Origin of the sequence: Pleomorphovibrio marinus (assembly GCF_003347495.1) — a bacterium.
Classification (GTDB): Bacteria; Bacteroidota; Bacteroidia; order Cytophagales; family Cyclobacteriaceae; genus Pleomorphovibrio; species Pleomorphovibrio marinus.
In genome coordinates this window covers 232,901-247,447 of record NZ_QCXY01000003.1, presented here as the reverse complement: position 1 = coordinate 247,447, position 14,547 = coordinate 232,901, and the positions used below count along the sequence as shown (strand labels likewise).

Genomic DNA, 14,547 nt, shown 5'->3' with positions numbered 1-14,547 from the left:
TTTGTGTTTTGAGAAAGCCAAAGTACTGGCTCATTTCCAGAAATAAAATACCCGGATCGGGGTATTTTTGTAAACGGTATCACCGCTGAAACCTAAAAACTGGGCCCGGGTACAAAAAATGATCACCCAATAAAAACTTCCCCGGGCACCAGCACCCCTTATACCATCTTGCGTGCTTCAGCCCCCCCACTGATGCGCCTTACTTTGTCCGCTGTGGAACCCATAATCCCATCCTCGGTAAGCATTCTTTCCCTACGCTCACGCATCCTTGCCAACCTATACTTTCCTATGTCCTCCTCTGCCTTAAGCAAGTCCTCATAGAGGGTCTGGGAGCAGGTGAACTTAATGATCACAAAGGCGGTCTCTAACATAAATACCGCGGCCAGAAACACCAGGTACACCGCCATTCCCATAGGCCTCTCGCCCAGAAGGCCATGCAAGTCCTCCAACTTGCTGAGCAGGGCATCGCCTTTCTGGGTGCTCACCTTGCCGGCATGTTCCCTTGCCTCCTGCTCAAGCCGTTCTTTCTCCCGGTCCAGCTTCGCCCTCAACCCCTGCAGACTCGCTTTGCGCTCATCTGCGGCCCTCTTTTTGGCTTTGGCTACAGGACCCTCCCCATACTTTCGGGTACCTCCTTTTCCATCCATATCTAGGATATACGCTGCATGCAACCTCTTATAGTCAGCCTCTTCATCTGCGATTTCTGATCTCAACCCATCCAGGGACCCATGGTGCTGCGCCACATGGCCGTCCAAGGCCTCTTGGTAGATGGCCTCACCTTTTGCTACCCTGTATTCCTCCAAGTCACCTCCAAACACCATAAGGTCCAGTGCCAAGGCCCCCAGCAAGGTGGTGATTAAGGCAAATGCCAGCCTGTAGTAGAGCAACACTGCCCCATGTTCGCCCTTGGGAGAGGCGATAAAACTCCGGTCAATGATCAACATGACGCCCCCCAAGAACAGCCCCACCATAGAAGCGGCGAATAAAGTGGCTCCCATAAGGTGCCTGCTGATGTAAAACCCCGATACTATCCATAACATCACGGGAATAAGTAGTAGGGTGCCCAATGTCACTATCTTTTGTCGGCTTGCTGTGGGCTGCGCCCTAACCTTGTCGTAATCGTAGCCAAACAGTCGGGTAAATAGTTGTAGTACTGTCATGATCTTATAGCGTTTGTTGTCCTTTACATAAAATATCTTCTTCCATTCTAAGGGTGAACCCTTTCCTAAAGCCTTCTTTATACCTCCTGAAGGCCACCTCTATATAGCCCTGACCCATAGGCGCAAGGTCTATTTCCCTAAGTACTTCCCGTTGCTGCTGCTCCAATTGGGCAAGCTTTCTTTCCAGCATATGGAACTGGTCTGGCATGTGCTCCCTGGTCCTTTCGGTAAGCAGGGTTGAAACCCCATGCATATGATGCTCAATCTCGCTTTGCGCCTGGTAGAGCCTTCTCCTGAAATCTGCCGCAATCACCTCCAAATGCCCTTCCAGAAAGGTTCCGCTGCGGTCTTCATACCCATCGCGCTGTCCCATGGCCAGATAGTCCTTATCCAAAAGATCCCCCAATATGCTGGCCTCCTCTCTCCCTTGCCGCTCTTCCTTCTCAGGAAACAGCTCTACAGGGTGCCTGTCCTCCAAAAACAACTCCCGCTCTAGGGGTGCCACTGCGGCCTCTTGCTGGGTGCCTGTGGACTTTTTTCCGAAAATTCTACTGAGTATTGTCATGATTATATGTCTTTTATAGGTATTGAAAATTGCTGATGTCCTCTATAATGGCACCCCTCGCAAAGGGTGACCAAGAATACCGGGTGATACTCCCAGGGCTTTCGCCATTCTCCGCTGGTCTTGCATCGGTGGTATTGACGGTGGTGGACCTGTAGTATGCCCTCGCTTTTCCCGCAACACCTGCACCGGTGACCGTCTCTTTCTAGCACTCTTTTTCTGAGTTGCTTCCATCGGATGTCTTCTAATCCTTCGCTGTATTTTTTGGCTTCTTTAGCCATGGTTAATGTTGTCATAGCTACCTCCTTTTTTATGTTACAAGTTTATGCGCTAAGTGGGAAATCTATTTTCACGCTTGCTTTCAAGTTTCTTTTTGCGCAACCGCTTTGGTTTTTTCTTGATGCTGTGTACTCCCTTTTCGCTCTTATAGCAGGTAATGACTTCTTCCTGAGCAAGGTCCGTGATAACGATCAGGTTAGATAATCCATCAGTGTCTCTTAAACCGGCTGAGCGGATAATTGACTTTGGGAGATAGAAAAACTTCAGGTGCTGCTTATGAATCATTTTACCGTAAGTCAATACTGAAGTTACCGATGCTCTGCTTATTCCCCGCTGCTGTAGCCGCATACTCCCATGCCGGCTGAAGCTTATGTTTGTTGCTTGTTTTAGGATTTCCATCTCTTCTCTTGGTTATATCCGTTTGATTGAGATACAAAGTAAAAGCCCAAGTGGGAAATATATTTTCCTACTTGGGCTTTCTACGGAATCCCTTAAAATTGGGAATTGGCAACCGGACTAGTAATACGAAGCCATTTGCTTGATAAATGACTTGATTTTGGCTTTTACACGGGAAGGGGAAACCACGCGCATCTTCCGTCCATGGGACAGAATCACCGAGTAAAATTCATAATTTGGCTTGACCTGAAGTTCCACGGTGAACCAATCCGGGTCAGCAGTGGGTTTGGATTTCTTCTGGCTTTCGTGGAGCAGCTTGGACTCCACATAGGGGAGTAGTTCCCGGTGCACTTCTAAAACAATTTTCTCTACAGGATCCTCCTTTTTATTAATTACCCCAATGACATCCTCAAAAAATTCCGCCGGATTGTTGTCCGGATAGAAGCTAAACGATAGGTTACTGGGTTGCACATCTTTGATCCTGTCCAAAGGGAGAGTGGTGATTTGATCCAATGCCTCGCTTTTACAGAGCAAAAACCATCTGCGGTTATATTGTTTTAGTAAGTAGGGAGAAACCTGATAGACTTTATCCTGTTCGGCCCCGAATTCGCGGTAGGTGATACTGAGACAATGTTTTTTTTCGATGGCCTTATAGAGAGTAATGATCCATTCTCCTCCTCCATCTATATCTTGATGTTCAAAAAGGATAATTTCAATTTTTGGACTGACTTTCTCTTCCTTTTTTTCAGGCAGGCTTTCAATCCTTGCGGCGAATTCATTGATCCAATCCTCGTTGTGTAGTCCACCAAATCTCTGGAGGATATAAACAGAGCTTTTTAAATTCTGTAAATCTTCCTCTGTCAAGGGCTTTTTGTTGATGGAAAAACCTAGGTCTGCATATCGAAAATAATGTTTTTTGGAACCCGTCATCTTGATACTTTCGATCTCGGCTTTGTACCCGGCCTCGCTTTCCATAAATTTCAGGTCATTTCGGATTTGTTTAAGGGAAATAGGGGGACGCTCTATTTCATCAATTTGAAAAATGGCCTCGTCGCATTTTTGGCCCAACTCTTCTAACGTATAGTAATGTAGCTTATCACGAAGGCATTCATCCAAGACTCGGTACCGCACTTCCGCAAACCTGTTTTTGGGCATAGTGATCTTTTGTTGATTAATCGGGCAATTTAAAAAAATCAACTGAAATTTTTTGGTAGAACTGTTGAGGTATTAGCCAATCTGACCAATGAGGTTTTCAAATGACTCGTCCTGAAAAAAGTTTACAGATTAAAATTTTACTCATTGTTAGTCCTGTCACAAATTTACAAGGAGTTGTTAAATACGTAGGTTTGATTTTACGCTATGAGGTATAAAAAGGGAAGGGGGAGAGAAACAACGATGGAAGGAGAACTGGGGAAAAAGGGGGTGGTCCAAACAAGATGGCGGAACGAAATGCACAGCTCCCGCAACACCAGTCCATTTGCGTTTCCCAAACACCAAAAAAACACCTCGGACGTAAGATTTTTAGACCATTATGCATAATTGGAGCAGGTTAAGGGTGTGCAATAAGAGAAATAAATAAGCTTGAAAAGTACATTTTATTTATTATTAATATCGTCTATTGGAGTAATCTTATTTGCCGCATTAAAAATTTTTTCTGAAGATATAGTGTATTCCCGGGGGATATTTATCAGTGCTATGGTGTTTGTGATCGCATTGCTGCACCCGTGGATACTCGCAAGCAGGCGTAAACAGGAAACCTGAAATAAATTTCTTAATCAAATGTAAATTATTAAAATCACACTTGAGCTTTTCCAAAGGATCAAGCCAGCCTCATTATGACCTTGTTATCACGATTTAAATTCCCCATTCCCCTTTGCTTTTCCCTGAAAATCCCGTTTTTTTATAAAAAAACCCAAAATATGAATCATCACCCAGTCATTTTATATTTGGCCATCTCTATGTTGATTTCCGCAACCCCAGCCCAATCCCAACAGGACATCACCATCAAAGGCACCCAGTTTTTTAGAAATGGTAAACATTTCGAATATACGGGCATCAGTTTTTTCAATGCCTTGTACAATGAGGCCTTTAATGCCTCCCCGGAAAAGAGAAAAGAATACCTAAAGGAATTTCAAGACCACGGCATCAATGTGATCAGGGTCTGGTGCCAATGGGACAATGAGAGGGGCTTTATCGATGCCGGAAAAGGGCAAACTCCCTATAATGGGGATGGCAGCTTAAAACCGGAAATCAAGGAAAAAATAGTCTCCCTATTGGAAGATGCCCTGGAAACGGACACGGTGATCCTACTGGTCTTGTTTTCCAGGGAGAGTTGGAACGAAGGGCTTATTTTGGAAGATGGGGCTTCTGAACGCGCTGTGGAGCATATGGCCAACGAACTGAAAGCCCATCGCAACCTGATTTTTCAGATCTGGAACGAACATGATTACCGAACGGTGGACTATGTGAAAATCATCCGGGACATAGACCCTGTGCGCCTGGTGACAAATTCGCCCGGTTACGCAGGGGTATTGGGCTCCCCACAGGAAAATGCCGCGCTGGATTTTCTTTCCCCCCACACCACTAGGTCAGACCACAGACACTGGGAAGTCGCGGCTACTGAGGTAAGGTATTTACTTAGCAGATACCAAAAGCCGGTGGTGGACGATGAGCCCGCCCGAAAGGGCACTCCTCAATTTGGAGGCCCCAAGACCCCAACACTAGCGGCTGACCATATCATACACACCTATAATATCTGGAAGGAAGGTGGCTATGTGATCTATCATCACGACATGTTCCAGACTGGCTACGGCACTGACCCTATTCCTGAAAACGGCATACCCCTACCCGGATTCAGCAGCTATCACGATGAGGTGTTTGCCCTTTTAAAACACAAAGAAAGGTATATCCAACAACTTGGGGTTCGCTGATGAGCCGTTCTTATTTATTCCTCATATCTCCCGCTGATTGCGCAGATATGCGCAGAGAATACCCTCGGTTCATAGGCCTGAATCCAATCCTCACAATTTTAACGAATATAAACAATCTCGAAAAGCCTTCTATCCATTATTCAAATGCTGCATTTCAAAACCCGTAAAGGTGTTAAGACAATCCTGATACTGTTCTTTAGCCTCTCTTTTTACTTTTCCGCCTTTGCCCAACAACCTTCTTGGGTGGAGGAGGCGCCAGGCGTCTGGAAAACCATCATTGGTCATCCTGATGCATTTGATCTGCTTACAGCTTCGCAGGCCCTGCCCAAGTTGGAGGGACTGAAGATGCTATCTGCTGATAAATTTCCTTTGGATTCCTCATTAATAGTAGGGGAAATTATAAATGGCCAAACCCATCTCAGGTTTCCTTTGGAAAGAGAGGAGCAACTTTTTGGGTTTGGGCTGAATTTCAAGACGGTTCACCAACGGGGCAATATTCTCCGCTTGCACGTAGACCATTACGGTGGAAGAGATAATGGCCGTACCCATGCGCCTGTTCCTTTTTATGTGTCTTCCCTAGGTTATGGAGTATTTGTAAACGCGGCCAGGTATATAGATGTATATGCCGGTACAGGGTCGAGAAGGGACAGCCCCAATGCTCCTGAACCCAGAGACAGAAATACCGATGACAATTGGTCAGCTAGGCCGTATTCAGATGCCGTGGAGATGGTGATACCTACAGAAGGAGTAGAGGTATATGTTTTTGAGGGGCTTACCCCTCTGGATGCAGTACGTAGGTATAATCTCTTTACAGGTGGTGGGCCTCTGCCCCCAAGATGGGGCTTGGGATTTAGCCAGCGTGTCCCACGCTTGTTTTCGGCAGAGGAGGTGATGGAGGAAGTAGCGGAGTTTGAAAAAAGGGGGTTCCCCTTGGATGTAGTGGGGCTGGAGCCGGGTTGGCAGAGCAAGTCTTACCCCAACACCTTCGTTTGGGATCCCGGGCGATTTTCGGATCCTGAAGGCTTTATAGCAGCATTACGGGATAAGGGCATTAGGGTGAACTTATGGGTAAATCCCTATATTTCCCCGGATTCACCTTTATACGAAAAACTTTTCCCCTATACAGCCACCCATACCGTTTGGGCGGGAATAGTACCGGATTTCACCATCTCCGAGGCGAGGGACACCTTCTGGGGCTTTTTTGAAGAGGAGCATGTGGCCAAAGGCGTGAGTGGCTATAAAGTAGATGAAGTGGACGGGTATGACCAATGGCTTTGGCCGGATGTGGCCAAATTTCCCTCTGGAATTTCAGCCGAACAAATGAGGCAGACTTATGGACTGCTGGTTCAAAAACAAAGTGCAGCCGTTTTCCACCGACAAAACCAGCGCACCTTCGGCCTGGTGAGGGCCTCCAATGGGGGAGGAACCTCCTTTCCCTATGTATTGTACAACGATTACTACGATCACCAGGACTTTATCACCGCTTTGATCAACAGTGGGTATGCAGGCGTACTCTGGACCCCAGAGGCCAGGGCTTCCAAAAATGCGGAGGAATGGCTGAGAAGGATACAGACGGTAGTGTTTTCCCCCATGGCCATGATCAATGCCTGGGCCAGTGGCACCAAGCCCTGGTCTTTTGCCGAGGTCGAGGAGGAAGTCAAGGCCATGGCCATGCTGCGCATGCAAATGATGCCCTATTGGTATTCCGAATTTGCCAAATACCATTTTGAAGGCACGCCTCCATTTAGGGGGATGAACCTGGAAGCAGGGTTTTCCTTTGACAACCAAAAGTTGACCATGTCGGACAGTGAGGCTGACCTGGAAACCAACCCCTATGCGATGGCCGTAAAAAAAGAAATCAAGGATCAATATATGGCCGGGGAACATCTCTTAGTGGCTCCGATGTTCGAGGGCGAGGAGGAAAGAAAGGTGGTGCTCCCAGAGGGTAAATGGTATGATTTTTATTCCGGGGAGCTAATGGGAGATGGAGAGGAAATCATCGTAAGGCCGGGCTTATCCCAGATCCCCGTCTTTGTAAAAGATGGGGGCATTATTCCCATGACTACGCCCAGCCTGCATGCGACCGGGGCGGGGGAAAAATATGATTTGATTATCCGGCATTACGGAAAGAAAGAGGGGAGCTATCGGTTATATGATGATGACGGAGAAACCTTTGATTATGAAAATGGGGATTATTCCTGGAGGGAAATAAAGGTTCTTCTCGGAGATGATGGGCAGTATCAGGGCACAGTATCCGAGCCACAACCTGGCAAGCCGGACAATTTGGGGAAGATAACCTGGGAATTTATGGGCCGTTGATAGGGATAAAATCAGGGTTTATGGACGAAAAGATGCTAAAGAGGTTGTATGACATTAAATTGAGGGGATTGCATTTTTTTGTTGCTTGAATTAGTATAGAATCCAAACACTGCCAGTTTGGATAGGTATAAAAATTAATATCGCATCGAAACCGCCCGCGCACAATGGTAGGATTATGGATGGAAGGGCGCCTATTTCATCACGATTTGTACCCATAATCGGAAACATTTTTTTGGGGAAATTCACAATGGTAAAATGATATTATCTCATTTGGTTGTGATTACCGATATTTTCTGGCACGAAATCCCAATTTAACTTCTACACAAAATCTACCCCCACCACCTCATGATCTAAAATGGATGGCACAATTAGGCTTATCCTATCCCCGTTTTCCTTGTAGTTCACTGTCTTTCCGCTTACCAGTAGCTTTATATTTTTGGGTTTTTTCCCATTTGGCAATTGAATAGAAACATTCTGTTCCCCAAGTGGAATCAGTTCCCGCATCGGGCCCTTCATCATCATGGGGTTGGTAAGGTTTACAAGGTGTACGGTCATGGAATCCTCTTGACGCCATACCGTGGTGTCCAATAGCCCAGTACCTTTTACCCGAACCACCGGTTCTTCCCCCAATGCCCATCGGATGGTGTTTCGCAGCAATTTCCCATGGTCCAAGCTCATGATCTGCCAAAATGTACGGTCCAAGTCCCCGGGAAAATAGGCCACCCTTCCTTCTCCCACCTGTCTTACATAAAGTTCCCTAATATCCGTTTCAGCCACACGAGGATATACATCTTCCATAGGCAAATCGGGATAGGTAGGGATTAGGGTAACGGGGTTGGGGAAATTTTCTTTGGGTTGTACCTTCAATCTGTGAATGGCGTTGATAATCCTGTTCGCATCTTCCAACCCCTCCAGCACAGGATGATATGCATTGTTTTCTTCAGCTTGCAGGCGAAGGTAACTGTTTTGCATGGGGCCTTCCACACTCCCCTCCACAGCTACACCTAAGAGTTCGGATAAACCCAGCTCTTCCCGTTTGTTGCCCTCCTCATCATATAGGGAAGTCTCAAAGGTTGCTATTATACTGCCTCCCTTTTTTACAAATTGCTCCAGTTGCTGGCATTGAGCGTCAGAAAGTGCGGCAATATTGGGTAGAATAAGCAACTTAAACGGTTCCAGGTGCTTTTCATCCAGGAGGCGATCATTGACCATTTCGAAAGGCATCCGGTCCTCCACCAGTGCATGGTACATGCCAAGGGCGTGGTCCTGGATGTTTTGCTGCCAGGGTTCCCCACCATACTTCCTCATGGTTTGCTCAGAATATACCATTCCCACTCTGGCAATGGGTGCGGTGTTTTTGAGGTACTTTTCCATTTTGTGGTACCGCTGGTAGAGGCCGGCCACCCCATCCATCCATCGCTTGTCGAAAATCACCCCACCGAATTTCACAAAACAGGGTAGAATGCCGTTTGCCGTGCCCTCTGCCACCCATATGCTGATTTCTGCATCACTTTGCACGGAATCTTTCCACCGGTATTGCTCCTCCAAGCCCACGCTAAAAATCCCCACCTGGGTTTTCATCCCCATCGTGGCCCTCAACTCCTTGGCATGCTTCCCATTTGACCAGGGAGGGATTACCCCTCTTCGCGCCTGTTGGTCCGCAAAAAAGAAGTCGGAATGCTCACCTGTCATAAGCTTGTCCGGAAATCCATTTGGGATGTACCTGGCCTCTGGTTTTTTGGCACGGATTTGCTCATCCCATAGGAACCAAAGCTCCCGGAGCCTTTCGACCCTCCAGGAATTATAGGCCTGCACCACAGGGTCAAGGCGGTCATTGGTAGTAGGCAGGTCTAGGCCAGAAAACTCCCGGAAGTTACGTTGGCAGTGTTCACAGTAGCAGGTACCATGACCTGCCCATCGGTTGGAGAAGATGGCCTCTGGCCTATACTTTTCCATAATCTCATTGTGCACTTGAGTCATAAACTCAAAATTATAGGGGCCTAGGGCACAGGTTACGTACAGTTCAGGATTGGCCCAATGCTGGCGTTTTTCCCCCTCATCGGTCACCGCAATCCAATCCGGGTGGGCATCTACCACCTCCTGTCTTGCTGCATGGGGGTCAGTTCTCAGGATGACTGTCATGCCGAGTTTCCGGCATCCTTCCATCAAATACCCTAGGGTGTCCTCATCTCCCAACCAATCACTTCTGTGGTGCAGGGGAATTTGTGTAGGATAAAAGGCCACCACTCCCCCTGCGCTCAGCAAGGCTCCATCTGCATGAATCCGTTTAAAATAGGCGAGCCAAAAATCAGGATCATAGTTGCCCGGGTCGCTTTCCACAAAGGCCAACTGTGCCCATCGCATGGTTTTGTTGTACCAAGGGAGGTTATGGAGATCAGTAGTTGGAGAGGAATAGGTGGAGGCCATGGCCATGGAGATATCCCCTAGCATTGCTCCCCCACCTAGTAAAGTGCTGGCTTGAATAAATTTTCTTCTTTTCATTTCCGGTAAATGGTTATTTTGGGTAACTGGGGTAAGTTAAAAAATTATATGCGAAAAGTTAACCATATAAGACATATAAGAACATTTAAGGTTTTGATTAGAGGGGAACAATAATAACTTCCTCAAATTTAAAAAAGGGTCAGGGGAAAATGCCACTCTTTCGTCGGTGCCCCTTTATATGACCTCATATGCCTTATATGGTTCAAAAAACGTTAATCAAATAAGGAAATGAGGACATTTAAGGTTTTGATTAGAGGGGAACAATAATAACTTCCTCAAATCCAAAGAAGGGTCAGGGGAAAGTGCCGCTCTTTCGTCGGTGCGCCTTTATATGACCTCATATGCCTTATATGGTTCAAAAAAAATTAACCATATAAGACATATAAGAACATATAAGGTTTTATTGAGAGGGAGGTTACAAGTATCATATCGAACCAATGAACTGCTGAGGAACACAATACCACTTATATGGCCTCATATGCCTTATATGGTTCAAAAAAATCAACCATATTTGAAATTTTACTATCTTGAATCCACAACTTTGGACCCAATAACTATGATTGATTATTCTAAAACTATCGTTTTTCCATTTGCAATAGCGACTTTGGTTTTTTTGCAACTCCCCAATGTTTTGGCCCAAAGTCCCCCTAACGTGATTCTTATCATAACCGATGACCAGGGCTACGGTGACCTGGGATATCACGGAAATCCACATATCCACACCCCAGTGCTTGATCAATTGGCCAGGGAGAGCATTCGACTGGACCAGTTTTATGTTTCACCGGTGTGTGCCCCAACCCGGTCCAGCCTGATGACAGGCAGGTATTCACTGCGTACTGGCGTGCGAGACACGTACAACGGAGGGGCTATCATGGCTCCAGAGGAGGTGACCATTGCCGAAATGCTGAAAGATGCAGGTTACCGTACAGGCATATTCGGCAAGTGGCACCTGGGTGACAATTACCCCTCCAGACCCCAGGACCAAGGCTTTGACGAATCCCTTATCCATCTTGCCGGAGGCATGGGGCAGCCGGGTGATTTTACCACCTATTTCCAAATGGATAGCAGCTATTTCGATCCTGTGCTTTGGAGAAATGGAGAACAACAAGCGTATAAGGGCTACTGCTCGGATATCTTCACGGACGAAGCCATGGAGTTCATGGCAAACAGCAGTGATCATCCCTTTTTTCTCTACCTGTCATTCAATGCCCCGCATACCCCCTTGCAAGTACCGGAGGAATATTATGAGAAATATAAGGACATAGACCCTTCCTCCGGGTTTGAAGGCGATAAAAGGCCCTTTGCGGAAATGAGCGAAAAGGACAAGGAGGACGCCCGCAAGGTTTATGGAATGGTTACCAACATAGATGATAATGTGGGCAGGTTATTAAAACACCTGGAAGAACTGGAATTAACCGAAAACACGGTAGTTATTTTTATGACCGATAATGGCCCCCAACAGGTTCGATACAATGCCGGAATGCGGGGAAGGAAAAGCCATGTATTTAGGGGAGGGGTAAGAGTGCCTTTCTTTATTAAGTGGCCGGCAAACCTAAAAGAAAACGGGGAGGTAGAAACAGCTTTGGCCCATATTGATGTATTGCCCACCTTGGCAGATATCTGCCAGGCCCAACTGCCCGATGACCGAAAAATCGACGGGAAAAGCTTTTTCCCCTTATTGAAGGGGAAACAGGCTTTGGGATTCGAGGATAGGCCCCTGTTTTTCTATTGGACGAGAAGGTTTCCGGAGCTGTACAACAATATCGCCCTTCAAAAAGGCGCATACAAACTGGTGGGAAGGACAAGTTACAATGCTGATATGGAAGATTTTGAATTATATAATGTCCGAGAAGATGAGTTTGAGTTAAGCAACATCGTGCAGGGTCACCTGTCTCTGGCCAAAGAGATGAAGGAAGAGTTGGATGGGATGTTGAAAGAACTCATTGCTTCCCCCCATTTGCAAAATCCACAGCGGATCGTCATTGGAAACAAAGAGGAGAATCCTGTTTTCCTCAACCGAAATGATGCAGGTGGTCAGCGGGGAATTTGGACCCAGGAGGAGCTGCACGGGCTATGGAAAGTTGACATCATTGAGGGACACTATGACCTGAAATTCAAATTTATCAGCCCGGTAAAAGGAAAGGGTAAAATGCTGCTGGAAACCAATACTACTATCCTGCAAACTTCAGAAATGGAAATGGATTCGGATATCCTGGAAATGAAGGAGGTATACCTACCGGACATGGAAACCGATCTTATCCCTCATTTTGAAATTGCAGGCAGATATATTTTTCCACTTTGGGTAGAAATCAGGAAATTGCCATGATTCCAGCTTTTTCACGTTTCGTAGGATAAGAAAATGTTAGCGAAAGGTTTTTGGGATCATTCGTAATTTCCAACGGTTAAGCGGCAGTTAGGCCAGAATCATTTCTTCAATCCAACCAGTATTCCTTTTCTACAATTGCTTCAGCGGATTTACCAAAGGCTTCCCCAATTCGGGTATGGAGATTTCGAACCTGTCTCCATCCTGCACCTCAATACCGTCTGCAAAGCTGGCCACGGACGTTCCGAAATAGTGAACATGCACGTCCCCCGGTTGTCGGAACATGTCGTATTTGAAATGATGATGCTCTAGGTTGGCGATATTGTGGCTCATATTGGCGTTTCCTGTCAAAAACTCCTTCTCCCATACCACCTTGTTCCCTCGTTTAATGGAACTTAAGCCTACCAAGTGATCAGGAAGTTCGCTAATCAGTAGTTCAGGACCATAGGCACTGGCCCTCAACTTAGAGTGCGCCAGATACAGGTAATTGATTTTTTCCATTTTATGGTCTGAAAACTCATTCCCAATCGCAAAACCCACCCTAAATGGCTCTCCATCCGGGTCTATCACATAGAGACCAGCCAACTCCGGCTCTTCGCCGGCATCCAAAGCAAAAGGAGGGGAAACTAATGCGTGCCCCGATGGCACCACCGAAAGTCCGTTTCCCTTGTAAAACCACTCCGGCTGCACCCCAGGATCCCCATTGACCATCTTTCCGTCCTCCAACCCCATCTGGAACATCTTCATGGAATCCGTTAGCTCATCGGGGTCGCTGCCTTTCAGTTTTTGGTGCATTTCGTCACGGGAGGCCGCAGATCCCAAATGGGTGAGCCCAGTGCCGGTGATCCAGGATCGGTAGGGATCGGGGTGCTCCAGTGGTAACAAAACCTGCTTGTTTTGTATCAGGGGGTCATAGCTTACGGTTTCATTACCCACAAGCGTTTCTACCAGTTCCTTTAGGCTTTTCCCTGATTCAAATACCCGTTGGGTCAATGCATAGGTACTATTCACCTCCTTTAACACGCGTAACTGATCCCCATCTACCAATCCCACATGAGTGGAATTGTCTTTAGTTGCAAACTGTACAATTCTCAAGGCTATCTGGATTTATAGTGTGATAAAATTGGAAAGTATTTCAATAGAAAGCCAAAAGTTAGTACAGGAAAGCTTAAAAGACAAATGAATCAGTTTTCCCTTTCAGCAAATTTATCTCTTCAAATAAGATAATCCAGGATTTGGCCTTTCCACATAACAGATCTGCCGGGCTCTGTAATGCTGGATTACTTCGATAACCCGTTCACCCTCTTCCTTGCTGTCTGTCATAAAAAGCAGGCTTCTTCCATCACTGATTTGGTACCTCCCCCCGGACACCTCCCTTGCCACCAAGTTATCCGGGGAGCTAAAACTTATGCAATCTTCGTCCAAAGTGGAATGTGAAGGGATCTGGCCATTTGAAAGCAGGTACCTGAGGCTTGGATCAGGTCTTCCCACATAGCAAATTTTGTCAATTTTAAGCTGTCTAAGAAGACTAATGGCCTGTTCTGCCGCATTCCTTGTCCTAAAACTGGACATTCTAGCATTGCGGTTCATCAGGATAAATCCATTACTTTCTTCCTTTATGCTCAATTCCCCAACAAACACATCGAGGCAGTCCTCATTCTCCAATCCTTTTTCAGGAACACCGGGATCCGCAATAGCCTCTTCATCTTCTATGGGAACCTCAATAACGACCTCACTGGCAGCCTCTTCCTCTTCCCATTGAAAATGGGGAAGTACAAGAAAAAACAAGCCCAAAAGTGCCAATAAGACCATGCTCAAGAGTATTACCGGGTGTAAGCGCCTTTTGGCTGGAAGCTTTCTGGTGAGTTCATCCCGGATGGTGTTCCAAAGAGAGGGGGAGTGTCTATCCCTGATGGGAAGTAAGTCTGTGGGGAGAAGGAAATAGGGAAAAGAGCCTGCTATCTCATCCACTTTAAGTCCAATTACTTGAAGGTTGGGTTTACGGTGTCGTAAATTCTCAAACACGGAAATGATATCTTCCAGTTTTTCCTCAATGTCCTTACTCAAAAGGATTAG

General features: G+C 46.4%; 11 protein-coding genes. 3 read left to right on the top strand and 8 right to left on the bottom strand.

The window, feature by feature from the left end; genetic code table 11:
• Positions 1-158: 158 nt before the first annotated feature.
• From DB520_RS10215 to DB520_RS10195, 5 genes are all read right to left on the bottom strand, one after another.
• Positions 159-1,160 carry a DUF4407 domain-containing protein gene (locus DB520_RS10215; RefSeq protein ID WP_114749620.1) on the bottom strand — a complete coding sequence of 334 codons (1,002 nt, stop codon included), beginning with the start codon at positions 1,158-1,160 and terminating at the stop codon, positions 159-161.
• Positions 1,161-1,164: 4 nt separating this feature from the next.
• On the bottom strand, positions 1,165-1,725 hold the full coding sequence (locus tag DB520_RS10210) for a hypothetical protein (protein WP_114749619.1): 561 nt from the start codon (positions 1,723-1,725) through the stop codon (positions 1,165-1,167).
• A 2-nt stretch (positions 1,726-1,727) separates the two neighbouring features.
• Complete coding sequence (locus DB520_RS10205; protein WP_114749618.1) at positions 1,728-2,018, bottom strand: HNH endonuclease; 291 nt, start codon at positions 2,016-2,018, stop codon at positions 1,728-1,730.
• A 34-nt stretch (positions 2,019-2,052) separates the two neighbouring features.
• A complete protein-coding gene (locus tag DB520_RS10200) occupies positions 2,053-2,400 on the bottom strand; it encodes a DUF4258 domain-containing protein (protein WP_114749617.1) in 348 nt (115 codons plus the stop codon).
• 117 nt (positions 2,401-2,517) lie between these two features.
• Positions 2,518-3,552 carry a helix-turn-helix transcriptional regulator gene (locus DB520_RS10195; RefSeq protein WP_114749616.1) on the bottom strand — a complete coding sequence of 345 codons (1,035 nt, stop codon included), beginning with the start codon at positions 3,550-3,552 and terminating at the stop codon, positions 2,518-2,520.
• Between the two features lie 764 nt (positions 3,553-4,316).
• Here DB520_RS10195 and DB520_RS10185 point away from each other — a divergent pair.
• Positions 4,317-5,327, top strand: a complete 1,011-nt coding sequence (locus tag DB520_RS10185) for a cellulase family glycosylhydrolase (RefSeq protein WP_157972009.1) — start codon at positions 4,317-4,319, stop codon at positions 5,325-5,327.
• Between the two features lie 144 nt (positions 5,328-5,471).
• Positions 5,472-7,646 (top strand): glycoside hydrolase family 31 protein, encoded by a 2,175-nt coding sequence (locus tag DB520_RS10180; RefSeq protein WP_114749613.1) that lies wholly within the window; start codon positions 5,472-5,474, stop codon positions 7,644-7,646.
• A gap of 318 nt (positions 7,647-7,964) precedes the next feature.
• Here the strand turns inward: DB520_RS10180 and DB520_RS10170 are convergent, their stop codons facing one another.
• The gene (locus DB520_RS10170) at positions 7,965-10,148 is read right to left on the bottom strand and encodes an alpha-amylase family protein (RefSeq protein ID WP_114749612.1); all 2,184 of its coding nucleotides are present in this window, start codon (positions 10,146-10,148) and stop codon (positions 7,965-7,967) included.
• Between the two features lie 556 nt (positions 10,149-10,704).
• Here DB520_RS10170 and DB520_RS10165 point away from each other — a divergent pair.
• Positions 10,705-12,474 carry an arylsulfatase gene (locus DB520_RS10165; protein ID WP_114749873.1) on the top strand — a complete coding sequence of 590 codons (1,770 nt, stop codon included), beginning with the start codon at positions 10,705-10,707 and terminating at the stop codon, positions 12,472-12,474.
• A gap of 129 nt (positions 12,475-12,603) precedes the next feature.
• Here DB520_RS10165 and araD1 read toward each other — a convergent pair whose 3' ends face one another.
• Together araD1 and DB520_RS10155 are read right to left on the bottom strand one after the other, a co-directional pair.
• Positions 12,604-13,566 (bottom strand): AraD1 family protein, encoded by a 963-nt coding sequence (gene araD1, locus DB520_RS10160; RefSeq protein ID WP_114749611.1) that lies wholly within the window; start codon positions 13,564-13,566, stop codon positions 12,604-12,606.
• Positions 13,567-13,677: 111 nt separating this feature from the next.
• A complete protein-coding gene (locus tag DB520_RS10155) occupies positions 13,678-14,538 on the bottom strand; it encodes a hypothetical protein (protein ID WP_114749610.1) in 861 nt (286 codons plus the stop codon).
• Between the last annotated feature and the right edge of the window lie 9 nt (positions 14,539-14,547).